The organism is Rhodococcus sp. AD45-ID (assembly GCF_003023755.1).
In the GTDB taxonomy this organism is placed as follows: Bacteria; Actinomycetota; Actinomycetes; order Mycobacteriales; family Mycobacteriaceae; genus Rhodococcus_F; species Rhodococcus_F globerula.
In genome coordinates this window covers 1,531,616-1,554,949 of sequence record NZ_PYHL01000002.1, presented here as the reverse complement: position 1 = coordinate 1,554,949, position 23,334 = coordinate 1,531,616, and the positions used below count along the sequence as shown (strand labels likewise).

The 23,334-nt window shown below is 61.3% G+C and carries 22 protein-coding genes; 17 read left to right on the top strand and 5 right to left on the bottom strand.

What is annotated here, in order from left to right; genetic code table 11:
• Positions 1-4: 4 nt before the first annotated feature.
• A complete protein-coding gene (locus C7T36_RS23350; RefSeq protein WP_267951586.1) occupies positions 5-745 on the bottom strand; it encodes a TSUP family transporter in 741 nt (246 codons plus the stop codon).
• Positions 746-832: 87 nt separating this feature from the next.
• Here C7T36_RS23350 and C7T36_RS23345 point away from each other — a divergent pair, with 87 nt between their 5' ends.
• The 8 genes from C7T36_RS23345 (at position 833) to C7T36_RS23310 (ending at position 7,548) form a co-directional block, all read left to right on the top strand.
• On the top strand, positions 833-1,996 hold the full coding sequence (locus tag C7T36_RS23345; RefSeq protein ID WP_045067804.1) for a sensor histidine kinase: 1,164 nt from the start codon (positions 833-835) through the stop codon (positions 1,994-1,996).
• Positions 1,997-2,281: 285 nt separating this feature from the next.
• Positions 2,282-3,709, top strand: a complete 1,428-nt coding sequence (locus C7T36_RS23340) for an aromatic ring-hydroxylating dioxygenase subunit alpha (RefSeq protein ID WP_045067803.1) — start codon at positions 2,282-2,284, stop codon at positions 3,707-3,709.
• A 3-nt stretch (positions 3,710-3,712) separates the two neighbouring features.
• On the top strand, positions 3,713-4,300 hold the full coding sequence (locus tag C7T36_RS23335) for a 3-phenylpropionate/cinnamic acid dioxygenase subunit beta (RefSeq protein WP_045067802.1): 588 nt from the start codon (positions 3,713-3,715) through the stop codon (positions 4,298-4,300).
• A complete protein-coding gene (locus C7T36_RS23330; protein WP_033231990.1) occupies positions 4,297-4,608 on the top strand; it encodes a hypothetical protein in 312 nt (103 codons plus the stop codon). The genes C7T36_RS23335 and C7T36_RS23330 overlap by 4 nt, the downstream gene beginning before the upstream one ends.
• Complete coding sequence (gene hcaB, locus C7T36_RS23325) at positions 4,605-5,387, top strand: 3-(cis-5,6-dihydroxycyclohexa-1,3-dien-1-yl)propanoate dehydrogenase (protein ID WP_045067801.1); 783 nt, start codon at positions 4,605-4,607, stop codon at positions 5,385-5,387. Before C7T36_RS23330 ends, hcaB begins: the two co-directional genes overlap by 4 nt.
• A 39-nt stretch (positions 5,388-5,426) precedes the next feature.
• Positions 5,427-5,624 (top strand): ferredoxin, encoded by a 198-nt coding sequence (locus C7T36_RS23320; protein WP_033231992.1) that lies wholly within the window; start codon positions 5,427-5,429, stop codon positions 5,622-5,624.
• A complete protein-coding gene (locus C7T36_RS23315; RefSeq protein ID WP_045067800.1) occupies positions 5,621-6,823 on the top strand; it encodes an NAD(P)/FAD-dependent oxidoreductase in 1,203 nt (400 codons plus the stop codon). Before C7T36_RS23320 ends, C7T36_RS23315 begins: the two co-directional genes overlap by 4 nt.
• Positions 6,820-7,548: a class II aldolase/adducin family protein gene (locus tag C7T36_RS23310; protein WP_045067799.1), complete on the top strand. Its 729-nt coding sequence runs from the start codon at positions 6,820-6,822 to the stop codon at positions 7,546-7,548. The genes C7T36_RS23315 and C7T36_RS23310 overlap by 4 nt, the downstream gene beginning before the upstream one ends.
• A 1,062-nt stretch (positions 7,549-8,610) precedes the next feature.
• Here the strand turns inward: C7T36_RS23310 and C7T36_RS23305 are convergent.
• The gene (locus tag C7T36_RS23305) at positions 8,611-9,918 is read right to left on the bottom strand and encodes an MFS transporter (protein ID WP_045067798.1); all 1,308 of its coding nucleotides are present in this window, start codon (positions 9,916-9,918) and stop codon (positions 8,611-8,613) included.
• Positions 9,919-11,273: 1,355 nt separating this feature from the next.
• Here C7T36_RS23305 and C7T36_RS23300 point away from each other — a divergent pair.
• From C7T36_RS23300 to C7T36_RS23260, 9 genes are all read left to right on the top strand, one after another.
• Entirely contained in the window at positions 11,274-12,521 is a 1,248-nt protein-coding gene (locus tag C7T36_RS23300) for an ABC transporter substrate-binding protein (protein WP_162487750.1), read from the top strand.
• Between the two features lie 93 nt (positions 12,522-12,614).
• Positions 12,615-13,496, top strand: coding sequence for a branched-chain amino acid ABC transporter permease (locus C7T36_RS23295; protein WP_033231997.1), 882 nt, complete (start codon positions 12,615-12,617; stop codon positions 13,494-13,496).
• 3 nt (positions 13,497-13,499) lie between these two features.
• Positions 13,500-14,624, top strand: coding sequence for a branched-chain amino acid ABC transporter permease (locus tag C7T36_RS23290; RefSeq protein ID WP_052683551.1), 1,125 nt, complete (start codon positions 13,500-13,502; stop codon positions 14,622-14,624).
• On the top strand, positions 14,621-15,424 hold the full coding sequence (locus tag C7T36_RS23285) for an ABC transporter ATP-binding protein (RefSeq protein ID WP_045067796.1): 804 nt from the start codon (positions 14,621-14,623) through the stop codon (positions 15,422-15,424). The genes C7T36_RS23290 and C7T36_RS23285 overlap by 4 nt, the downstream gene beginning before the upstream one ends.
• On the top strand, positions 15,417-16,193 hold the full coding sequence (locus C7T36_RS23280; RefSeq protein WP_045067795.1) for an ABC transporter ATP-binding protein: 777 nt from the start codon (positions 15,417-15,419) through the stop codon (positions 16,191-16,193). The genes C7T36_RS23285 and C7T36_RS23280 overlap by 8 nt, the downstream gene beginning before the upstream one ends.
• Positions 16,190-16,765: an NADPH-dependent FMN reductase gene (locus C7T36_RS23275; RefSeq protein ID WP_045067794.1), complete on the top strand. Its 576-nt coding sequence runs from the start codon at positions 16,190-16,192 to the stop codon at positions 16,763-16,765. The genes C7T36_RS23280 and C7T36_RS23275 overlap by 4 nt, the downstream gene beginning before the upstream one ends.
• A 2-nt stretch (positions 16,766-16,767) precedes the next feature.
• Positions 16,768-17,910, top strand: coding sequence for a hypothetical protein (locus C7T36_RS23270; protein ID WP_033231999.1), 1,143 nt, complete (start codon positions 16,768-16,770; stop codon positions 17,908-17,910).
• Positions 17,911-17,924: 14 nt separating this feature from the next.
• The gene (locus C7T36_RS23265; protein ID WP_045067793.1) at positions 17,925-19,490 is read left to right on the top strand and encodes a long-chain-fatty-acid--CoA ligase; all 1,566 of its coding nucleotides are present in this window, start codon (positions 17,925-17,927) and stop codon (positions 19,488-19,490) included.
• Positions 19,487-20,266, top strand: coding sequence for an IclR family transcriptional regulator (locus C7T36_RS23260; protein WP_033232001.1), 780 nt, complete (start codon positions 19,487-19,489; stop codon positions 20,264-20,266). Before C7T36_RS23265 ends, C7T36_RS23260 begins: the two co-directional genes overlap by 4 nt.
• Positions 20,267-20,426: 160 nt before the next feature.
• On the opposite strand, the gene C7T36_RS23255 is transcribed toward C7T36_RS23260, so the two are convergent.
• From C7T36_RS23255 to C7T36_RS23245, 3 genes are all read right to left on the bottom strand, one after another.
• Positions 20,427-21,866 (bottom strand): ABC transporter substrate-binding protein, encoded by a 1,440-nt coding sequence (locus C7T36_RS23255; RefSeq protein ID WP_052683549.1) that lies wholly within the window; start codon positions 21,864-21,866, stop codon positions 20,427-20,429.
• 448 nt (positions 21,867-22,314) lie between these two features.
• On the bottom strand, positions 22,315-22,683 hold the full coding sequence (locus tag C7T36_RS23250) for a nuclear transport factor 2 family protein (protein WP_045067791.1): 369 nt from the start codon (positions 22,681-22,683) through the stop codon (positions 22,315-22,317).
• Entirely contained in the window at positions 22,680-23,249 is a 570-nt protein-coding gene (locus tag C7T36_RS23245) for a VOC family protein (RefSeq protein ID WP_045067790.1), read from the bottom strand. Before C7T36_RS23245 ends, C7T36_RS23250 begins: the two co-directional genes overlap by 4 nt.
• Positions 23,250-23,334 lie beyond the last annotated feature (85 nt).

Below are 23,334 nucleotides of genomic sequence, written 5' to 3'. Positions count from 1 at the left end.
GACGCTAGCCGAACTGCTGCCACCCCAGGCGAATCACCATGGCAATCACAACAACCAGCAGTGTGATCCGGACAAAACCGGAGCCTTTACTCAGCGCCATACGCGAACCGACGACCGCGCCGAGAACATTGCACACGGCCATCGCCAATCCCAAGCTCCACCACACGTGGCCGGTGACGGCAAAGTACGTCAACGCGCCGAAATTGGAACCGAGATTGATGACCTTGGCCATCGCCGCGCTGCGGACGAACTCCGTTCCGAGAAACGTCGCGAAGCTGATGATCAGGAACGTGCCTGTACCGGGGCCGAGTAAACCGTCGTAAAGCCCGATGAGTCCCGCTGACAGCAAGATCACCAGAGCCGACTTGCGTTGAGTCGGGCGGTGCGTGGCGAGCGTCGTACCCAGGCTCGGACGCATCGTGACGAACACGGCGACGGCCACCAGGACAACCATCACGATCGGAATGAAGTACTTTTTGTCGATCAACGACACTGCCGCCGCGCCACACGCTGCAGTAATCGCGGCCAAGATCGCCGCCGGGATCAACTGTCGCCATTGCATCGGAATTCGGCGTGAGAACGTCCACACCGCAGCGCTGGTCCCGGTGAACGCGGTGAGCTTGTTGGTAGCCAATGCGGCCTGCGGCGTCAACTGGGGTGCAACCAGGAACAGTGCCGGCAGCAGAATCAGCCCGCCGCCGCCGACAACGGCATCAACCCATCCGGCCGCCGTCGCCGCCGTCATGAGCAGGCCCCAGTCCGCAATATCCACGGCGGTGACTCTCTCACAGAGTGAGCGGTGATGCGGTGACGGTGTGGGAGTCTTGATCGCATGAGGAGGTTCAGCCTGTGGCTGCGAGGCAAGCCGATGATCGCCGACGGCGCGTTGGCGTTGCTGTTCTTTGCCCTGGAGATCGTCTCGTACATAAGCTCTGAGCGCGAGGAACATTGGCAACAACTGGCGCTCGGATTCCTGATCTGCCTTCCCGTCCTCTGGCGTCGTAAGTACCCGCGAGTGTCTGCGGTGGCGATCCTCCTGATGTCGTTCACCAGTACTTTTCTCATGTGGATGAGTGGGAATGCATCAGTCGAACATCCCGGGTTGCTGGCGTTAGGCGTAGCTCTCTACACGCTGGTCGTGTACGTGGACCGGCGCACCGCCGCGATTTACCTCGGCTTTCTCCTCATCGACTCGACTCTGGCGATGCTTGTGGTGCGAACAGACATCGTCCTGGATCTCATCGTTACCGCAATGCTGTTCGCCCTGGCTTGGATCAGCGCCGAATTTGTCAGTGCCAGACGCGCGTATGACGAAGAAGTGGCGGCACGTCTGGAGGTGGCCGAATACGACCGCGACCGCCGGGCCGAGGAAGCCGTTGCCGCGGAGCGGACCCGCATCGCGCGCGAATTGCACGACGTCGTTGCCCACGCGGTGAGCGTGATGATCGTCCAAGCCGACGGGGCGAGCTATGCCGTCGACACGAATCCGGCGCTAGCGAAGAAAGCGCTTGGCAACATCTCGAGCACAGGGCGAGACGCGCTGGCAGAACTACGACGCACGGTCTCGCTGTTGCGCACCGAAGTCAACAACGAGGCGATGCCGCAACACGGTTCTGCGGGCATCGCGAAGGTTGTGGAGATGATGCGTGCGACGGGTTTGAACGTACGACTGGAGTTGACTGGCGAACTCGACGACATCACGCCGTCCGTGAGTTTGGGTATTCACCGGATCGTTCAGGAGTCACTGACCAACGTGCTGCGTCACGGCGGCGACAGTCCGAAAGCGCGAGTTACCGTGCGCCGCACCGACACCGCAGTCCTGGTGGAAGTCATCGACAAGGGGATGGCGACGTCTGCTTTCACAGGTGGTTCCGGCAACGGCTTGGTCGGAATGCGTGAGCGCGTCGCAGTTCTGCAGGGAACTCTCGAGACCGGTCGACGCCCTGACGGCAGCTGGCGTGTGTACGCCGAGCTTCCCCTCGCGATCCAGGATTGACCGACCGGGCCAGGCGCGGTTTCCGACTTCCGGCACGGCTGAAGTTGTCCAGGCTCACCTGCACAACGTGACGCGACGGGTTTCGCATTCAACCGGCCTGGCCGGTGCATTTGTGCTGCTTGAGCACCACAATACCTCTGGCGAACAGACCATAATTCTTCTCTGCGGAGATTCGAGTCCGCGAAGCTGAACGAACCGTGCGGTGAATCGACGGTTGACATCGCTCCTTCCTGAAAGCAGAATAACTTTCTGTACATCAGAAAAACTATCGAAATGAGGCTTCTCATGCGTGACGCGGATGGCGTTATAGCGAACGTCCGACGAGGCATGCTCCCTGCGCACATCTACAACGACGCAGAGGTTTTCGAGGCTGAGAAGGAGCGGCTGTTCAGCCGTGCATGGATGTTTGTTGCGCACGAGTCGGAATTGCCGCAGGTTGGCGACTACGTTGTGCGCCGCGTCATGGAGAATTCGTTCATCGTCAGCCGTGACCAGTCCGGCGAGATCCACGCGATGTTCAACATGTGCCTGCACCGCGGTATGCAGGTGTGCCGCGCCGAGCAGGGCAATGCCTCGCACTTCCGCTGCCCGTACCACGGCTGGTCGTACAAGAACGACGGCCGCATCGTCGGTATGCCGTTCCACAAGGAGGCATACGGCGGCGAGGAGGGCTTCGCGCGTAAGGGACAGCGACTGCTGCCGGCGCCCAGCCTGGGCATCTACAACGGGCTGATCTTCGTGTCGATGGACCCGGACGCCGAGTCGCTGGAGGACTTCCTCGGCGACTTCAAGTTCTACCTCGACTACTACACCAAGCAGAGCGCGAGTGGCGTCGAGGTTCGCGGACCCCAGCGCTGGCGAGTCAAGGCCAACTGGAAGATCGGCGCCGAGAACTTCGCCGGCGACATGTACCACACGCCGCAGACGCACACGAGCGTCGTCGAGATCGGCCTGTTCCGCGAGCCGAAGGCGGAAAAGCGTAAGGACGGCAACACATACTGGGCGGGCAAAGGCGGCGGCACCACGTACAAGCTGCCCCCGGGAACCTTCGAAGAGAAGATGAACTACGTGGGCTACCCCGACGAAATGGTCGAGCGCATGAAGGAGCAGTGGTCCCAGGAGCAGGTCGACGTCATCGGACGCGACGGCTTCATGATCTCGGCCGCTTCGGTCTTCCCGAACATCAGCCTGGTTCACAACTGGCCGAAGGTCGCTGAAGGCGACGACGTCCTGCCCTTCATCTCCATCCGGCAGTGGCAGCCGATCAGCGCCGACGAGACCGAGGTCCTGTCCTGGTTCGTCGTAGACAAGGAAGCTCCGGAGGAGTTCAAGAAGCTCTCCTACAAGGCCTACCTGATGTGCTTCGGCTCCAGCGGCATGTTCGAGCAGGATGACGTCGAGAACTGGGTTTCTCTGACCAATACCGCCGGTGGGTCCATGGCCCGCCGCCTGCTGCTCAACGGCCGCATGGGCATGCTGCACGACGACAGCCCGGTAGTGCAGCCATTGACGGAGGACGAGTTCTGCGGTCCCGGCGTGGCGCACGTCGGCTACGGCGAATACAACCAGCGGCACCTTCTCAACGAGTGGGCCGACTATCTGGAGAAGCCGGCGCCGGTGACGGAGAACATTCACGTCGGTGCTCCCAATGTCGATGGTGAGTGCAGCAGTGACACGGCAGCGCAGTGCAGCAGCGAGAAGGCGGAGGTATAACTCATGAGCACCTACATCCCCATCGACTCCGCCAGCTCCCCGCTGGGTCAGGCCGCGTCGAAGACCACCGCCGTTGGCTCCTCACTGGCATTCGACGATCCGCGGCACCTGACCGCGAATCGCTGGCTCGTGGAGGAGACTTACATTCTCGATCGACAGGAGTACGACGCCTGGCTCGATACCCTCGCCGAGGACATCCATTACTTCATGCCGATCCGCGTCACCACGGCGCTGGGAACCGGCTATGACACGGCCAAGGACATGGCGCACTTCGACGAGGACAAGTACTCGTTGAGCCGTCGCGTCGCGCGTTTCGACACGGGCCACGCGTGGGCAGAGGATCCGCCCTCGCGACTGCGTCACCACCTGTCCAACGTCCGCACCTTCGCGACGGAGAACGAGAACGAACTCGTCGTCGAGTCGGCAGTCCTGTTGTTCCGCAGCCGCGGTGACGTGCTGGAGCCCTCGCTGCTCTCGGTTGGTCGCGTCGACCTGCTGCGTCTCGAGGGGGACGTCTGGCGCCTGGCCCGTCGGCACATCGCCGCCGACGAGTCCGTGCTGCGCATGCAGAACCTGGCGGTCTTCCTGTGAAGCTCGCCTGGGAGGGTGAAGCCGAGGACGCCGCAGCGGCAGCCCGGGCGAGTTCCCGGCTCGGCGTGCTGCAGGACCAGCGCGACGGTGAGACCATCGTCGTCGCGAATGAGTTCGCCGACATGCGAATCTCGAAGGTCCACACCCGCAACGGCGTTCGGCTGCTCATCGAATCGCCGAAGTCCGGCCAGTGGATCACTCTCGACGCTCTCGAGCTCGAAGCGCTGACGTGGCAGAACGAAACCACGCTGTCTGCGATGGTCGGGAAACCGTTCCAGTCGCTCCTCGGCACCGAGGACGCCTCGTGACCGGCTGGCTCGACGGTAAGCGTGCGCTTGTCGTCGGGGCGGGCTCCGGCATCGGGCGCGGTGTGGTCGACGCCTTCCTCTCCGAGGGCGCCAAGGTCGGCGTCCTCGAACTCGACACTGCCAAGTGTGAGGCACTTGCGGCCGAGCACCCCGAGGTCGAAGTTGTGCAGGGCGACGCCACCAAGGCTGCCGCGAACCAGACTGCGGTCGCTGCCGTCGTGGATCGCTTTGGCGGCCTGGATATTCTGGTGAACTGCGTCGGCGTCTTCGACTTCTACCGCAAGCTCGAGAGCATCGACGCCGACATGCTGGATCAGGCGTTCGACGAGATGTTCGCGATCAACGTCAAGTCGCACCTGCACAGCGTCAAGGCCGCGACGCCGGCGCTGCGTGAGTCGGGTGGGTCGATCGTGCTCACAGAGTCGACGTCGGCCTACTACCCAGGCCGCGGCGGAACCCTGTATGTCGCTTCCAAATTCGCCGTACGAGGATTGGTCACCACCCTCGCGTACGAGTTGGCACCGGACATCCGGGTCAACGGCGTGGCCCCTGGCGGCACCCTGGGGACCGATCTGAGCGGGCTTACGACGCTGGGACTGACCGAGAACCGACTCGACGGTCCGGACCGCGCGAAGGAACTCGCCGGCCGTAACCCGTTGGGAGTCGCACTCTCCGGCATCGACCACGCGTGGAGCTACGTCTTCCTCGCCTCCGACCGATCACGCGGCATTTCCGGCCGCGTCGTCCACTCGGATGGCGGCATGGGCATCAAAGTTTAAGAGTCGCACCGCGCGACCTACCGAAAGAAGAACTTGGAAATGGCAATCCTCAAAGCGAACCTCGAACTGTGCCAGGGCTATGCAAACTGCGTGGTCGCGGCGGACGACGTCTACGACATGGACGACGACGGCCTCGTGGTGCTGCTCAAAACCCGGGTGGACGAGTCCGACCGCCAGCGCGTCGAGACCGCAGCGAAGAGCTGCCCCGCCAACGCCCTCTGGCTGGAGGAAGAGTGAGCGGCGGGGTTCTTGTCGTCGGCGGCTCGGTCGGCGGTATCCGTACGGCCCGGGCGTTGCGCAATGAGGGCTACGCCGGGGCGGTAACAGTCGTCGAGGCCGAGCCGCACTTGCCGTACGACAAGCCGCCGCTGTCGAAGGTTCCGCTCGATGGCGACGCGCACGTGCCACTGCTCACCGCGGCGGAGGCACGAGAGCTCGACATCGAGCTCAGGTTAGGCGCTGTCGCAATCGAAGTGCGGGCGCAGGCCAACCAGCTGGCACTCGCCGACGGCACAGTTCTCGACTACGACGAGCTGGTGATCGCTACCGGCGCCGCGGCTCGGCCCTCGCCGTGGAGCGGCCCTGGTATCCATGTACTTCGCACTCTTGCGGACGCCCGCGCGCTGCGCGAGAGTCTGCACGGCGCGAACCGTCTCCTCGTCGTCGGTGCCGGGTTCATCGGTGCGGAAGTCGCGTCACTCGCGCGCAAGCAGGGCATCGACGTCACGATTGTCGATCCCGCCCCTGTCCCGATGGCCCGTATTGTTGGCACTGAACTGGGAGAACGCCTGTCGGACCTGCATCGGGTGCATGGCGTGGAGGCTAAATTCGGCACCACCGTCAGCGCACTCGACTGCGTAGACGACAGTCTGCGCGCGACGCTTTCCGACGGCTCAGAATTTCCGGTCGACGCTGTCGTGGTGGGAATTGGTGCGGTTCTGGAACTCGGGTGGTTGGAGTCGTCAGGCCTGACGCTCGACGACGGTGTCGTCTGTGACGAATACGGCCGCACTCCCGACTTTGCGAACATCCACGCTGTCGGTGACATTTCGAAGTGGTACCAACCGCGGCTCGGCACGTCGGCGCGGGTTGAACACTGGACTAACGCTGTCGAGCAAGCAAACACGGTGGCCCACAACATTGTTCACTCGGATGATTTGCTCGCGCACGACCCGGTGGCCTATGTGTGGAGCGATCAGTACGACTGGAAGATTCAGTTGTTCGGAACCCGTGACGTTGCGGCAGAACCGCTAGTGGTGGAACAGTCCGACCCGCTACGTTTGGCAGCGATCTGGCAGGACTCCGAGGGCCGGGCAAGCGGCGGTTTTACCGTCAACTGGCCCAAGGCGTCGGTCCAGCTGCGGCGGACTATCGCTGCCGGCGGACCCGCCGATGCGGTGCACGCGCAGCTTTCGACTCCGGCGGTGAAGCGATGATGTCCGGGGAATTGGCTGAACTACGGCATCTGGTGGCGGAGGGCTGCCGAGTTTTGGCGGCTCGTCAATTAGCGCCCGGCATTCTCGGGCACATCAGCTACCGGATCGACGACACCAGGCTGCTGGTTCGGTGCCGCGGCGCCCAAGAGCGCGGGCTGGCGCACACGACGCCACAAGATATTCGGTTGGTCGAATTGACCGGTGAGCCAGGCGCTCCCGGCGAACTCGACGGCTACACCGTGCCGTACGAGCTGCCTCTTCACAGCCGGGTTCTCATGCGTCGCCCCGATGTCATGTCGGTGGTGCACGCGCATCCCGCCAACGTAGTGGCAGCCGATCTCGCCGGGCTGACAATCCTGCCCATTGTCGGCGCCTATGACATCCCGGGGGCCGTGCTGGCACATAGGGGAGTGCCTGTATTCCCCAGGGCCGCTTTGATTCACAACTCTGCGCTTGGCGACGATGTCGCTGATTCCCTGGGCGAGCGGCCAGTGGTCCTCATGCGCGGACACGGACTCACGTCCACCGGCACCTCGGTGCAGGAGGCGGTTCTTCGCGCAATCTCCGTCGACACGATCGCGTCACTGTCGTTGTCCATCGTCTCGGCGGGCGGCACGTTGAAACCGATCGGTGCCGAGGATCTGGCCGACTTGCCGAATCTTGGTGCCGGTCTCAATCTGGGTGCCGCGTGGCGCCACGAGGTTTCTCTGCTCGGCTCTCAGTAGCAGGCGATTGCAGCTACTACTGGTGCCGAAAGCGCGATTTGTGCGGCATCTGGGATAGGAAAGTCCCGGTGACGGTCTTGGCCCAGGTGAATCCTGGGAGGAGTGGCGAAGGCGGGCGGTCAGTTCGGCGAGCGTGGACGTTGCGAGGGTCGAATGTTTGAACCACTGAGGACCAAGGTGCACCGCATGAGTAGCGGGGGATTCCCGAACGAGAGTACTGCGGGCAGCAGTTGACGACTGAACTTTCGGCGTACCTGACCCCCTTGTCCTGAAGTCTTCTGGAATGACTTTGCTGTCGTCAACCGGTCAACAACCGCACGTCAGACGCGGCATCCCGAAAAATATAGTGCTGCTTGCCTTCTGATCGAAATAGGTGGGAGGTTTGTCGCTGAGGAAGTTGACGAAACTCTCAGGCGCCACGACCAGAAATGTACTCATGTCCGACGGCGGAATGCGACGCTGATCCGATTCGCCAAAAACCGGCCTGACACCGCCGTGGCAGAACGGATGTAGTCGTGGCGAAAACCCACTGCCGAGCACAATCCGCCGGATCCCCATGGTCGCCGCGCTCGGTCAGCAGATACAGACCTGCACAGATGGCCGGCTGGAGTCGAAATTCCTCCACCCCCGATTTTCGAAGACCGGAATGGTCTGCGCCTGATGGAGGGTTCAATCTGATCACGTCGACGTTCGAAGGCCTCGAGGCGTTAACGGTTTCCATGTGAATTACATCGAACTTGTTGCCATGAGCGGAAGACTACCTCGCTGGAGTATTGGAATCCGGCAGCGTTTCAACTGCACACATGGGCGACCGATCACGCCCATATCCGGGTCAGCCTCTGCCGGTCTGATCTTTCACCGATCAGACCGGCAGAGGCGCCTCATGAAAGATTGACGTCAGTGCAATCACCATCAGATATCGGAAGTCCACGCAGATTGTGCCGACGTGACAGCAGATTTCTTTTGGTGACGGCACTGCCCTAAACGACTCGCCGCTACGTCCACTTTCCGATAACTTAGGATTAGTAGCCTAAAATCGGCAAGGGTCAGATATTGCTAATGTTAGGGCATATCACCCCGGATTGCTGCGCGGTCGCGGTCAGGATTAGCGAATATTAGTACCACGATAGCGGCCAGGAATGCAAGAATTCCTATAGCCTGAAATGACTGCCCGTACCCTACGGCCGGACTAACTGCATTATCAACGATTACACCGGTTGCGTAAGGAGCGATTAGTCCGCCGATGGCCATCACGGCGAGATATACACCCATGGTGCCGGCAATCTGCTGGGGCGGGCAAATTTCTGAGATAGCAGCATTAAGAAGGGGAAATGCCATACTTACCGCGGCATACCCAACCGATACAACAGCCACTGCGACGATTGGCACGTTAATCATTGGTAGCACGGCCAAGATTGTGCCACCAATGAACACTCCGATGCACGGAACGATAATCCGCGATGTCCGAGACTTTCCACCACGCAACAATACGCGGTCAGTTGTCACACTCGACCCAATCATCAAGATGAGTGCGATAACTGATGGGATCGCGAACATTGATCCAGCCTGCATTGCCGAGTATCCGAGGCCGAGTTCAAAATATGACGGAAGCCAAGTAAGAACGACCGTTGTCAGCGCATAAACCACGATGGTCAAGATGCAGCAGCTAACAAAGGTACGAGACAGAAAAATTGTTCGCCAGGGAACGCTTGGCTCCATATTCACCAGGTCGGCTTGCGGAGTCTTCGGGGTCCGACCTGTGAAGGGTCCTTCCCTCCAGCCGATCGCCCAGCAGACTGACCAGGCAAGACCAAGAATTGTCAATGTGATGACGGCATATCGCCAGCCGAAGGTAACAGAAATCGCGGTCAGGATTGGAGCGAGTAGGATTTTTCCAATTGACCCCGATCCCATCAGGAGTGCCCCGGGCAGTCCGCGCTTCGCCGGCGGATGCCAGGAGTATGCCGCCGTATGCATGAGCGCAGAACTAGGCCCTTCGGCGAAGCCCAGCACCATACGGCCAGCGATGAGTGTCACTATGCTCGCAGATATGACGAGTGGCAATAGAGTGACCGACCACATAGCTGCCAGGAGTAGAAGCCCCCAACGCAGAGTCATGTACTTGTTGATCGGACCGGCCAAGAATCCGCCGATCGTAAAAGTTAGGAAGAAGAGCGATCCAACCATTCCTATCTGCGTGGAGGTAAGCCCTAATTCACGTTTCAGTGGTTGTGCAATGATGCCCAGGATTGCTTTATCTGCAAAGTTTACAACATAAAGGAATACGACTAGTCCAGTCATGCCCCAGGCTGTTCTAATATTTACTGCCGCCTTGACGGTGGCAGAGTTAGGTATTTGATCAGTGGTCATCTTGACGTTCCTTTGGACAGGCGCTTTGACATTTTAGGCTTCGGCGCTCGGCTGTAGATCGGCCAATAGCTCGACCGCATGGGTACGGAATTGGATCAGTTCCGGATGCAAGGCAGTGTCGGGTCATGGTCAGAATTGGACTTGGTGAGAACGTCGAATGCATGAGGAGCGGCCGATTCAAGAATCAACCGAGTAATCACAGCTACTCCACCAAAGCCGCAGGCTCACTTGGCCGCTAACGGGCGATCGGCCAGTTCTCCCAAACGGGCCTCAGGGACCATTTGAAGTGTCCCCGCCGGCCATTAACACCCACTCGCGTCGGGTGATCCGCATCACGCGGGATTATGTTAGCAGAAGTAAGTTCTTCTGGGAAGAGAAGCGTAAGACCTGCGACGTTCGGATGCTCGCCAATTGTCGCCCGATACTGGAAGTCGATCCCGCCCTGCAACCTGGATCGACCCAGCGCCGTCGATGTCGTCAAGGGCAGTAATCCCCTCGCGCGCAGGAGGAGTCACCGCCTTGCCGGACCGGAGTCTCCTGCGATACGGCCAATCGACCCGCCGGTATCGGCAGGTCGATTTCGTCGGCGCCGCGGGTCCAGCCATGATCAGTGGCGAAGTCCACCGACAATGGCTCCGTCTGCAATATCGGTCCGTCTCGATGTGTGCCGATACCAATTCATCGACATTGCTTCTCATGCAACAACTCCCGAACGCTGAGGGTATGTGTTGATTGGTGACCACAGGATTAGTGCCTCGGGAACTGATAGGGCGCTGAGGACGTTGCGCGCGCTGGTAGCCGTTGGAAGTGCATGTTTCGGGATCGGGCAGAAGTCGACTGTGTATCGACCGACCGGTGGCAGCGATGTCGATAGCGATGTCCGGGCAGCTTCGATCGAGGGCTGCAGTCCGCGTGACGATGGTTCAGGTCTTTGTATGCAGAAAAGCGAATTATTGCAATCAGTATCGAGAAATTTCGGCTGATTGTGTACAATTTGACCGAGCGGAGGCCTGGATGTACCTCGTTATGGTCTTGGTCGATGCATGGCCCGTTTCATGGGCCTCGCGGGCGATTGGACGGACGTCACCTCGGGTATTTTTTCTCGTCAATCGCCGAAACTGGCTCGGCTTCGGCGCCGGTCCGACCTCGTTCATTCCGCGTGCCGTACCTGCGTGTTCGGCAGAACATGTCTCTGCAGAGAGAAAGTTTCTACTATTAGTGCAGCTTAAGAGATTGCGTTTCTGGCTTAGCGATCGATAGATTGCCCTTGACTCGACGCCATGTATGCCTGTTCAATGCTCAGGACCACAGTTTCAATGTGGGTCAGGTCACAACCCCGAAGGGACGTACTGAAGATGTTGAGGAAAGCTGCTCCAGCCCTCGCAATCGCCACAATGCTCACGTTGACTGCTTGCGGCGGGTCGGCCAGTGGAGACTCCGCAAGTGCGGATGGGGTCAAGACCGGAAAGGGCGTCAGCGACAGCGAGATCAATCTTGCGATCCTCACCGACTACTCCGGTCCACTTGCCCAGCCCGCAACCTCGGGTTCGATCGGCTTGGAAATCAAGCTGGACCAGGTCAACGCCGCGGGCGGGATCTGCGGGCGTCAACTCGTCCTGCACAAGATGGACACCAAATACGACCCTCAGGTCACCACCCAGCAGTATCGCGCCATCGCGAACAAGGTTGTGATGATCCCGCAGCTGATCGGCACGTCCTCGCTGATGGCGGTCAAGGACAGCATCGCGAAAGATGACCTGCCGACCTTCTCGGCATCGCTCAACACAGCAGCGCTCAAGCTCGAGGATGTCGCGATCTACACCCCGCCCTTCGAGGTCGAGCTGATCAACGGCCTGGTCTGGGCCGCGCAGAAGGCGGGTGCAAGCTCTACCAACCCGCTCAAGGTCGCCGTCGTCGCACCGGCGGACGAGTACGGCACGGGATACGCAGACTCCGTCAAGTTTGCCGCGGAACAGATCCCCGGCGTCGAGGTCGTCGCCAGCCCGACGTACAGCCCCGCTGACAACGACTTCACCGCTCAGGCCACCGAGTTGAAGAACTCCGGCGCCACGGTCGTGATCCTGGCCAACACCATGGCCCAGACCGCGGGGCTGGTGGGACAGTCCGCCCAGCTCGGTTATTCGCCGCAGTGGATCGGTTACTCGGGCGCCTGGAACGCCGCGCTGGCAAAGCCGCTGGCCGGCTTGACCGACAACTTCTACGTTTCGGCGAGCTACGGAGCGCTGAACGATGACGTTCAGGGCATCAAGGACATGAATGCCGCTCTGGCGCAGTACGCGCCGAACGAGAAGCCGAGCAACTTCCAGGTTGCCGGTTGGTTGAGCGGCACTGCCACCGCGGCTGTGCTGGAAAAGGCCTGCGCGAACAAGGATCTCACCCGTGAAGGTGTTCTGGCCGCGATGCAGGATCTCGACATCGACTTCGGTGGCATCCTGCCGACAGTCAACCTCGGTACCGGCGACTCGATCGTCAGCTACCAGAGCCGGATGAACACCGTAAATGCCGATGGTCTGCTGATCCCCACCACTGACTGGGCCGAGACCGATCAGGCTCGCGCCTGGGGCGAGGCAAACGGTTTCTGATCGACGCACTTCGGCGCCCGTTACAGGACGGCGGCGGGCGCCTTGGCGGCGCATCAGGACAATTATTGTTCGACTAAAGGAGTAGAAGGGGCTATGGCGCTCTTCTTGCAGCTCGGCTTCCAGGGGATAGCCCTAGGAATGGTCTACGGACTGATCGCCCTCGGGTTCGTGATCATGTACAAGGGCTCACACACATTCAACTTTGCCCACGGAGAGATCGTGGCGCTAGGCGCCTACACGGTGCTGGCCTTGATGGCCTTCATGCCCTGGGGGCTGGCGTTCCTCTTCGCGGTCGTCATCATGGTGGTTCTCGCGGTCCTGATCGAGGCGGTCTTCTTGCGCCGCATGGTCGGAAAATCTGTTACCACCGTGGTTCTCGCGACGCTGGGTATCTCGATCATGCTTCACCAGGCGATCTTGATGATCTGGGGCGTCGGCACACATGGCTCGGCCGGTCCTGTCGGTTCAGGCACGGTGACTGTCGGCTCGGTAGTGCTGCCGTGGAGTGGCATTGCGACAATCGGCACCTCCGTGGTGGTTCTCGCGGGGCTGGCCTATTTTTTCCAGAAGACACCGTACGGTCTGGCGCTTCGTGCGACCGCCAGTCACCAGGAAGCGGCACTGGCGCAGGGAATCGATGTGCGACGGATGTTCGCACTCTCGTGGGGACTTGCGGCGTTCCTTGCCGTGGTGGCCGGTGTCTTCTTGGCGTCGTTCCCTCGGGTTGTGTCTCCGGCATTGGGTATCGTTGCGCTGCTTGCTATTCCCGCGATCGTGATCGGCGGCATGGACTCGCTGGTAGGTGCGATTGTCGGCGGCCTGATCGTCGGACTGATTCAGGTGATGGGTTCTTACTACCTGTCGGACATCGGGGGCGGCCGACTCCATGAGGTCTTGCCCTACATCGTCATGTTTGCCGTGCTGGTGGTCCGGCCCTACGGACTCTTCGGCAGTAAAAGCATTGAAAGGGTCTGACCGATGACAACAACTCTCGAACCCGCACCCATCGACGACGACACCGCAGGTGTTCCCGCCGAAGTCGTGCGGACCAAGAAGCGAAGCACGCGGGTGTGGGTTGCCGTGTGGGTCGTGGCGATGCTCGTTGTGCCGTGGGTGGTGCAGTCCGATCTCTGGATGGGCGTGGGAATCTTTGCGCTGATCGCGGCGGTCGGCGCACTCGGCATGCAGGTCATCACCGGATTTGCCGGTCAGATCTCGATGGGCCACGCGGTATTCATGGCGATCGGCGCTTACACCTCGGCCTGGCTCGGAGTCGACGAGGGACTCCCAGTCTGGGTGTGGTTGCCCGCAGCCGCTGTAGTTGCCGGACTCGCCGGTGGGGTGGTCGCTCCGGCGGCAGTCCGAATCCGCGGGCTCTACCTGGCGGTTGCGACGTTGGCCCTGATTTTCATCGGCACCTATGTCTGGGAAACCTGGACCAGCCTGAGCGGCGGAGTCAATGGTCGGACGGCCCCTGCGGTGGAGATCAACGGGCAGGACCTGCTGGACGGCTACTGGTCGTCGGGAGGCGAGGAGATCCTGACCTCGTTCCAGGCGTGGTGGTATTTCGCCCTGGCAGTGCTGCTCATCGTCACTGTGCTGACGTGGAACCTCAAGCGTTCGCGCCTAGGTCGCGCCTTCATGGCGGTCCGTGACCGGGACATCGCGGCGGGCGTTGCCGGCATACCTGTGACCAGAACCAAGGTCGTGGCCTTTGTCATCTCTTCGGCGTTCGCCGGTGTCTCCGGTGCGCTGCTCGTGTCCTACATGGGCTACTTCACGCCGAGTCAGTGGACGATGATGGTCTCCGTCGACTTCATCGCGATGGTTGTCATCGGTGGTATGGGCACGGTCGCGGGCGCGATCCTCGGCGCATTCTTCATCAAGGCGATGCCTGAGATGGTGAATGTGCTGTCGCCGTACCTTCCGTTTGTCTCGAAGGACGCGAGCGCCGACGGCGGCGTTACCGCGCCTCTGCTCTCACAGTTCTTGTACGGCCTTGTGATCGTGCTGGTCCTCATCTTCGAGCCCAAAGGATTGCTCGCGCTCTTCAAGCGGCCCATCGACTGGATCCGAGCCCGAATCTCCGGAGGTAGCAAATGAACTCGCTGGTCATCGACAGCCTCAGTGTCCGCTACGGCGCAGCCTCGCTGGCCCTCGAGGATGTGAGCCTGACGGTTCCCCAAGGCCAGATCGTCAGCCTCCTCGGGCCGAACGGTGCGGGCAAGTCGACGCTGATGCGGGCGGTGTCGGGTCTGCTCGGCGTGCACGGCGGCACCGTTGCCTCGGGCAGGGTCGAACTGCTGGGCAACGACGTCACCAACGAGCGCTCGTCGAAGCGCGTGAAACTCGGCCTCGCGCAGGCCCTCGAGGGTCGACAGGTGTTCCCTGGACTCACCGTTGCCGAGAATCTCGCGAGCGGCGCTTTCGTCCGTCGCTATCGCAAGGCCCAGGAACTCGAAGCGCGTGAGCGGGTGCTGCACCACTTCCCGCGTCTGGGTGACCTGATGCAGCGCAAAGCCGGTTACCTCTCGGGCGGAGAGCAGCAGATGCTCGCGATCGGTCGGGCGATGATGTCCCAGCCGAAGGTGCTTCTGCTCGACGAGCCGAGCCTCGGCCTGGCACCGAAAATCGTTGCTGATGTCCGAGACGTGATCGTCGACATCAACAAGGAAGGGACCTCCATCCTGTTGGTGGAACAGAACGCGGCAATGGCGATGGCAATTGCGCAGTACGGATATGTCCTCGAAGGTGGCCGCGTCGTCAAGGAGGGCAAGGCGGAGGACCTGCGCGGCGACGCAGAAATCGCAGAGCTGTACCTGGGTGCTTCGGCAGTGGGCGCAGCTGAGCCGCCGGCACAGGCCACGGGAATCGATACCGAAGGGGTGATCCAGCATGTCTGATCCGCGTGCCGATCTGTTGGAGATCAACGATCTGTCCCTGAGCTTCGCCGGGGTAAAAGCCATTGACGGCGTAAGCTTTTCGATCGCCGAGGGCGAGCTGTTCTCCGTCATCGGCCCGAACGGTGCGGGCAAGTCCTCGCTGTTCAACTGCATCTCCGGTGTCTACGCACCACAGTCCGGTTCCGTGCGCTTCGCGGGAGCCGAAATCCTGGGCTTGCAGGCTCACAAGATCGCGAAAAAGGGCATCGCCCGGACCTTCCAGAACGTGGAGGTCTTTCCCGCGATGACGGTGCTGGACAACCTCTTGCTTTCGCGGCACAACGCGATGCGCGCGGGAGCCTTGGAGAACATGCTGTGGCTGGGCCGCGCAGCGCGGGAGGAGAAGGCCGCGGTGGAAAAGGTTCGCGAGGTCGCTGCGCTGATGAACATCGAGCACCTGGCAGACACCCCTGTCGGATCACTACCGCACGGCACGCAGAAGCGAATCGAGTTGGCGCGGGCACTAGCGATGGAACCGCGGCTGATCATGCTCGACGAGCCCGTCGCCGGCATGAATCACGACGAGTCCGCCGAGATGACGGAGACCATTGTGCAGGTGAACCGAGATCTCGGCGTTGCCATTTTGCTCGTCGAGCACGACATGAAGATGGTCATGGGCATCTCGAACCGCGTCTGTGTTCTCAACTTCGGTCAACGAATCGCCCTCGGCAAGCCCGCCGACGTTATCCGCGACGACGCTGTCGTCGCGGCCTATCTGGGAGCTGCATGATGAAAGACGGAAAATTTGTAATCTGCGCGATTGCAGGCAGTCTCCGCGCAGACTCGTGGAATCGCAAACTTCTCGAGGCGACGGCGGCAATGGCGCCGGTCGACGTCGAGGTGCGGATCACGAAGCTGCTGGGCGAGATCCCGATGCTCAACGAAGACGATTTCGGTAACGAGGCGAACAGCGTCCATGCTCTGCGCGCCGAGGTCGAAGCCGCTGATGCCCTGCTCATCGCGACACCCGAATACAACGGCGGCATCCCTGGTGTTCTGAAGAACGCACTCGACTGGCTCTCACTTCCACTCGGACGCTCGGTGCTCGAGCGTAAGCCGGTGGCGCTGATGGGCGCGACGCCTGGCCGCCTCGGCACAGCGCGCAGCCAATTCGAACTGCGTCACACCTTCGTCTTCTCCCGGTCCCCAGTGTTGCCCGGGCCGGAGATTCTCCTCAGCTTTGCCCCCAATCACTTTGACGAGCAAGGCAGATTGACGGATCCCATCGTCCTCGAGGGGGTCGAGTTGATGTTCACGCACCTGAAGAAATACGCAAGTCTCAACGAATACGAGGTTGTCTAACCATGACCGGCACCACCAGCCCGACCGTCCACAAGGAATTTGTCAGCAGCGAGTCACCAGGCGCTAAGCGCGCGGGTGCCGGCGGCTACCCGTGTCAGGGCATTTACTACACGCCGGCCGGTAAGAAGCCGCGCATCGCAATGATCGCTACGCATTACCAGATTGATTTCTCGGAGCATTACATCGCCGAGTTCATGGCTGCGCGAGGTATTGGATTCCTGGGTTGGAATACTCGCTACCGCGGTTACGAGGAGCTGTTCAATCTCGACCAGGCTTTGGTCGACATCGGTGTGGGTGTGCGCTGGCTCGAGGAGCACGCAGGTGTGGATCAGGTTATCCTGCTCGGCAATTCCGGAGGCGGCTCGCTGATGGCGGCCTACCAGGCGCAAGCGACCTCGCCGTGCATCCGTCCCGCCCGCGACATGGAACCCGCAGTCGGAATTAACGACCTCATCCCCGGAGCTGCCTACATCTCCCTCGCCGCGCACGGCGGTCGGCCCGACGTGCTGACCGCGTGGCTGGACGCAGCAGTCGTCGACGAAAACGACCCGACTCTGACCGACCCCGAACTTGATCTGTTCAACCCCGAGAACGGTCCGCCGTACTCCGCGGAATTCATCGAGCGGTACCGCGCTGCGCAGGTTGCCCGCAACCACCGGATCACCGCATGGGCGCAGGAAGAGCTGGCTCGGATTACCGCCGCGGGTTACAACGACCGGCACTTCGGAGTCCCGCGTACGTGGGCTGACCCCCGGATGGTGGACGCGACGCTCGAGCCCAGCAGTCGGCCGGCAGGCGAGTGCTACCGCGGCCCGACTTCGGTAGCCAACCGCGAGGACCGCGGCATCGGTGCCGGGAGCACGCTGCGGAATTGGCTACACATGTGGAGTCTCGAAGAATCGCAGTGCCGTGCGGAAATGCACATGGAGAAAATCACGGTGCCTTCGCTTGTCATCAACCCTGACGGGGACTCGGGTGTGTTCCCGAGCGACGCGGACGCGCTGTTCAATGCCCTCGCGAGCGAGGACAAGTCGCGCAAGGACCTGCCCGGTGATCACTATTTCCAGGAGCCCGGGGCCCGCGCCGCCGTTGCCGATGTGATGTGCGAGTGGATTGCGGACCGTTTCCCCAAGGCGCAGTGGTGAATACGAGCGTGGACATGGATGACCTGACGCGTGCCCGCCAGCAGCACTGGGTCAGTCAGGTCGCGCGGCATGCATTTGAGCGCGGTGAACAGACGGCCGTCGTCTTCGGCGACCGCCGGATTACCTGGGCAGATCTTCAGCAGCGAGTGGATTCCGTCTCCGCCGCCCTCGCCGAGCGCGGCGTGGCGCACGGGGACCGCGTTGCTTTGCTGATGGGCAACCAGGCCGAGTACATCGAGATCATGATCGCCGCCAACCGGATCGGCGCTATCGCCGTGCCGATCAACTTCCGGCTGAGCGTCGGCGAGGTGGCGTTCACGCTCGACAACAGCGGAGCCGTCGTTCTTTTCGTGGACGAGCAGGCAAGCGCCACCGGGATCGCTGCGGTCGCGCAGGCCGCGGGTCCGGTTCAGGTCTTCCAGGTCGGCAGCGAGGGCTCTGACGGCGCATCGGCCTACGACGTTCTCCTCGCACATTCCGGTTCGGGCGGACTGGTCGCGACGATCGACGAGTGCGAACCAGCGCTGCTCATGTACACGTCGGGAACCACCGGACGGCCCAAGGGCGCCGTGCTGACGCATCGCAACTTGGCGGCGCAGTCGGCCACGAATGTGATGGCGTTCCGGTTCGAGATGTACGACGAGGTAAGCCTGTGCGCCGCACCGCTGTTCCACATCGGGACTCTTGGCCTGGTGGCGCCGGCAATCCTGATGGGCGCCACCATGGTTGTCCTTCCGAGTGTCTCGTTCAACGCCGGGGCACTCCTCGACGTCGCCGAATGCGAGCAGGTCACTTCGACATTCCTCGTACCGACTCAGTGGCAGGCGGTCTGCGACGAGCAGGAGCGGTCGCCGCGCGATCTGTCTCGGCTTCGCGTCAGTTCCTGGGGCGCAGCGCCTGCCACCGATTCGCTGCTTCGCAAGATGAGCGAGGTGCTTCCCGGTGCGTCGAGCATTGCGCTGTTCGGGCAGACCGAGATGTCCCCAGTGACATGTGTGCTCGAGGCCAAGGATTCTCGCCGTAAGTTGGGTTCCGTCGGACGCCCGGTACCCGGTGTCTGGGCACGCATAGTCGACGAAAACATGGTGGATGTGCAACCCGGTGAGGTCGGCGAGATCGTCTACCGTGGGCCGGGACTGATGACCGAGTACTGGAACAACCCGGAGGCAACGGCGCAGGCCTTCGCCGGAGGCTGGTTTCACTCCGGTGACCTGGTACGCAAGGACGCCGAGGGCTTCATCTACGTCGTAGATCGTGCGAAGGACATGATCATCTCCGGCGGCGAGAACATATATTGCGCCGAGGTAGAGAATGCACTGGCCGGCCACCCCGGCATCGCCGAGGTTGCAGTGATCGGCCAGGCTCACGAAACATGGGGCGAGACCCCGGTCGCGGTGGTCGCACTGAAACCGGGTGCGGCGGAGTTGACCATCGAGTCGCTGCGCGCCTGGGCCGGGGAGAGGTTGGCGCGCTACAAGCTTCCGACCAGCCTCGTGCTGGTCGATATGCTGCCGCGAAACGCGTCCGGCAAGGTCACCAAGAATGTTCTGCGCGCTCCTGCCGTTACGCTACCTGCGTGACCGCAAAGGAAGATACAACTGCGAACCGACCGCAGTACCCGATCGAGTCTGTCGACAACGCCCTGCGAATCCTGCTGCTGCTGGGCGAGCGTCGCAGTATCCGGCTGACCGAGGTGAGCGAGTACCTTTCGGTTGCCTCGTCGACCGCGCACCGACTGCTGGCGATGCTTCAGTACCGCGGATTCGTCCGTCAGGTCGAGGGTTCACGGGCTTACGAACCGGGCCCCGCCCTGACGACGATCGCGTTCGCGGTCCTGCGCCAAACAGACGTCAGGGCCCGTGTACATCCAGTGCTCGAACGGCTTTCGGCCAGCCTGGGTGAGACGGTTCATCTGGCTCGCCTCGACGGGAACACGGTGACCTTTGTGGACTCGGTCGAGAGTGCACGAGCGGTGCGCGTGGGGTCCCGCATGGGGATGACCATGCCGGCGCACTGCACATCGTCCGGTAAGGCGCTGCTCGCTACGCTCGATGACCGTGCGGTACGCGAGCTGTACCCCGATGAGAAGCTGAAGGGCCTTACGTCACACTCGATTACCAAGCGGTCGGCGCTTCTGCGCCAGCTCGCGGAGGTTCGCCGGGTCGGGTTTGCCACTAGCAACGAAGAGTCCGAGGATGAAGTTACGTCGGTGTCGGTCTCGCTCGGCGAGTACGGCGGGGCGCGCTACACGTTGAACGTGTCCACGCCCAAGAGCCGGATGTCCGACGTGACCCGTGAAGAGATCGCCGCCGCCCTGGCCCAAGCAGTAGACGAGGTTGCAGCATTCTTCCTGTGATCTCTGCACGGAGCGAATCTTCCTGCGCAGCAGGGTAGACCAAGGAGTGCAGCCCCGCCGATCCAATCGATCGGCGGGGCTATTTCTTGTGATCAGAACCAACCCGGCCCTGCCACTTTGCTTTTCGGTAAAGGTGACAGGGCCCGCGAAAGGTTACGCCCTAGTCCGAGATCCAGACCTTGTCGAAGAGCGTCAATCCATCCATGCCCGACTTTGCGTCGTGGACGTTAGGTGCCCAGGTAATGAAGTTTGCGCCCGAACCCAAAGGCAGGATCGGCACATCCTCGTTGAGGATCGTCTGCATCTTCTCGAATCCAGCCCGGCGCTCGTCTTCTGTGCCGGCAGTTTGAATCTGAAAGATCACTTCATCCATAGTGGGATTGCTGTAGCCACTGACGTTTTGACTGGATCCAGTCGTGAGCAGGCCTTGAAGGCGCAGGAGCGGGGCGGAGTCGGGCACCGCTGTGCCGGCGACGCTCACGTCGAAGTCATGGGTGACATAAAAAACTTTGGCGATGTCGTTCTTTGTTGCATTGGGCTGGATTTCGACTTCGAAGCCGACATTTTGGAGCAGCGACTGCATCGCCAACGCCAGGTCGGTCGATGCTGGATCTGACAGCGCGGCGAACGTCAGTTTTCCATCGTATCCGTCTGCTTTTGCCTCATCAACGAGCTTGCGAGCGGCCTCGATGTCCGGAGTAGGGCCCGGGATCGACCCATGCATAGTGGACCACTCCTGGAACATTTCGAGTCCCGGCGAGTTCAGGCCCTTCCTGGACCGTTCATTGATCACGGTGGGGTCGATCGCTTTCGCAATTGCCTGTCGGACCCGGATATCGTGCGCCGCACGACCTTCCCTGATATTGAGAAGTCCGTTGTCGACCATGCTTACCGGCTCGTAGTAACCGGGGAAATCGGCCCGCATCGTGTCGATGGCCTCGCCTCCCCTCAGATACGCCATCTGCACCTCACCAGCCTTGAGCGCGTCGACCATCGGCTGCTCGCCTTGAAGGTCTACAAACTTGAGTTCGCCAATTCGCGGCTTCCCGCCCCAATAGTCTTCGCGTGGCGCAAGAACGAGTTCAAATCCGGGATTGACGGACTCAACAGTGAATGGACCAGCTCCGATCGGTTCGACAAATTTCCCGTCTCTGAACGAGTCGGAGTGGGTAATCATGCCGAAACCTGAGGTCAGGAGGGTCGGGAAGTCACTCCACGGATTCTTCAGGTTATACGTCACGGTACTGGGGTCGGGCGCCTCGACAGACCGCACGTTGGCCCGGAACTGATCGCTGTTCGTGGCATTGCCCTCGGTCATACGATTGGTGCTGGCAATAACGGCCGACGCGTCCAGAGTGTCGCCATTGCTGAACGTGACCCCGTCACGAAGTCTGACGGTCCAGGAGAGTCGATCAGGAGCCTCTGTGATCGACTCGGCTAGCTGAGGCACAATTTCTGCGGATTCTGGATCCCATCGCACCAGGACGTCGTAAATGGCAGCCATTTCCGTACCTCCGAGCCAGGCAGACGTCCTGCCCTTGATCGGGTCAAGGGTATTGGTCAGCGAATGCGATGCATAAGTCAAAGTCGCACTTTCCATAGCGCGTCCCGGATCCGACTGCTCGCCAATCACCCCAGCCCTCACGAGCTTTGGCGCGCCAGTGGCATCCGATGAGCCGGCGGAGGACGCGCATCCGGCGGCTAGGAGCCCGCAAGTCGAAATGAGGGCCAAGGCGGTTAGCGTCCGCCGATAAGTTATTCGCTTCATTGCCATCCTTCGGAGGGTGTGTCTACAGATCTGACTGCGCGTTCACGCTGAGGCTGGGAATTGGATGCCGTCGGCCCCGACGAACCCCAAGGGAGACTCACATCACGTCGAACTTAGCAGAAGTAAGTTCTTTCTGAGAGAAAAATGGGGAGCTGGAGGGGTCTCAGCGGCCTTTGTGATCTCGGTACCGAATGAATCTTCCTGCGCAGCAAGGCAGGACACGAAACAGCCCCGCCGAGGGGATTGGATCGGCGGGGCTGTTTCGTGTGATCACGTTCTTTCAGGCAAAGACCTTGCGGAGTTGGCCTGCGTCCAAATACTCCTCGATACGGCGAACCTTTCCGCTGTCGACAAATACCCGGAAGACCGTGGGGACGTTGACGGTCTTGTCCCCGATAGTCGCCCGGATGACGTGTTGACGCAGGAAGCCGTCCTCGAGGACAGTGCAGCGCGGGTTGTCATAGTGGAACTCGTCGTAGCGGGTGGGAATGCCGGAGAGGATGCGCAGATTGTCCTCACGGGACTGCTCGGCGTTGTCCCAGTTGTGCCAGATTTTCACGTCCGAGTGATAGATCTTGTCGAGGACGGCGACATTGCCGAGAACCAGGGCTCCGAACATCTTGTCGGCGAGATCGAGCATCTCGCTCATTTGGCGGCGCCAACCGGGGCGCCGAGGCCGCCGTCGGCGGTCCGGGGCGCGTGCTTGACGTCGTCCTCGCGCAATTCGCGAGTCCAGGCCGCGAATTCGAGCAAGATCCCGTCCGGGTCGAAGAAATAGATCGACCGCACGAAGGTCGAGTCGCTCTCTCCGAAACTGATCCCACGCTCGGACATGTCGTGGTTGAGCATCGGTCCGGTCTGGACGCCCTTTGCTTCGAGCTTGGCCTTGTACTCGTCGAACTTGTCGAGCGGGATCTTGAACGAGACGTGATTCATCGAGCCGTGCGCCGACGCGATTTCCTTGCCGATGCCGGGAATGGCCGCGGGCGCCGCGATGCCGGGAGCGTGGGGGGCGGCATCGGCGAACCAGAAGAACGCGATGAACTGGCCGCCGCCCATGTCGAAGAAGAAGTGCTGGCCACCACCAGGCAGGGAGAGCGTCATGGACAGCTTCATGCCCAGGACGTTGGTGTAAAAGTCGACGGTGCGCTCCATGTCCTGGCACACCAGCGCCAAGTGACATACGCCGCCGAGTTCAAATTCTGTATTTGTCATTTCACACTCTCTTTGCTTTGTGACGCGCATCGCGCCGCTGCCTCGATTCGACAGTATTCCCAAGTGTTCGGTTCGTCAAGATCTA

Excerpts from the sequence above, each read along its gene's own strand:
- C7T36_RS23350 (WP_267951586.1), bottom strand. The coding sequence starts at position 745 with ATGACGGCGGCGACGGCGGCCGGATGGGTTGATGCCGTTGTCGGCGGC.
- C7T36_RS23345 (WP_045067804.1), top strand. The coding sequence starts at position 833 with ATGAGGAGGTTCAGCCTGTGGCTGCGAGGCAAGCCGATGATCGCCGAC.
- C7T36_RS23340 (WP_045067803.1), top strand. The coding sequence starts at position 2,282 with ATGCGTGACGCGGATGGCGTTATAGCGAACGTCCGACGAGGCATGCTC.
- C7T36_RS23335 (WP_045067802.1), top strand. The coding sequence starts at position 3,713 with ATGAGCACCTACATCCCCATCGACTCCGCCAGCTCCCCGCTGGGTCAG.
- C7T36_RS23320 (WP_033231992.1), top strand. The coding sequence starts at position 5,427 with ATGGCAATCCTCAAAGCGAACCTCGAACTGTGCCAGGGCTATGCAAAC.
- C7T36_RS23310 (WP_045067799.1), top strand. The coding sequence starts at position 6,820 with ATGATGTCCGGGGAATTGGCTGAACTACGGCATCTGGTGGCGGAGGGC.
- C7T36_RS23305 (WP_045067798.1), bottom strand. The coding sequence starts at position 9,918 with ATGACCACTGATCAAATACCTAACTCTGCCACCGTCAAGGCGGCAGTA.
- C7T36_RS23300 (WP_162487750.1), top strand. The coding sequence starts at position 11,274 with ATGTTGAGGAAAGCTGCTCCAGCCCTCGCAATCGCCACAATGCTCACG.
- C7T36_RS23295 (WP_033231997.1), top strand. The coding sequence starts at position 12,615 with ATGGCGCTCTTCTTGCAGCTCGGCTTCCAGGGGATAGCCCTAGGAATG.
- C7T36_RS23290 (WP_052683551.1), top strand. The coding sequence starts at position 13,500 with ATGACAACAACTCTCGAACCCGCACCCATCGACGACGACACCGCAGGT.
- C7T36_RS23285 (WP_045067796.1), top strand. The coding sequence starts at position 14,621 with ATGAACTCGCTGGTCATCGACAGCCTCAGTGTCCGCTACGGCGCAGCC.
- C7T36_RS23280 (WP_045067795.1), top strand. The coding sequence starts at position 15,417 with ATGTCTGATCCGCGTGCCGATCTGTTGGAGATCAACGATCTGTCCCTG.
- C7T36_RS23275 (WP_045067794.1), top strand. The coding sequence starts at position 16,190 with ATGATGAAAGACGGAAAATTTGTAATCTGCGCGATTGCAGGCAGTCTC.
- C7T36_RS23270 (WP_033231999.1), top strand. The coding sequence starts at position 16,768 with ATGACCGGCACCACCAGCCCGACCGTCCACAAGGAATTTGTCAGCAGC.
- C7T36_RS23265 (WP_045067793.1), top strand. The coding sequence starts at position 17,925 with ATGGATGACCTGACGCGTGCCCGCCAGCAGCACTGGGTCAGTCAGGTC.
- C7T36_RS23255 (WP_052683549.1), bottom strand. The coding sequence starts at position 21,866 with ATGGAAAGTGCGACTTTGACTTATGCATCGCATTCGCTGACCAATACC.
- C7T36_RS23250 (WP_045067791.1), bottom strand. The coding sequence starts at position 22,683 with ATGAGCGAGATGCTCGATCTCGCCGACAAGATGTTCGGAGCCCTGGTT.
- C7T36_RS23245 (WP_045067790.1), bottom strand. The coding sequence starts at position 23,249 with ATGACAAATACAGAATTTGAACTCGGCGGCGTATGTCACTTGGCGCTG.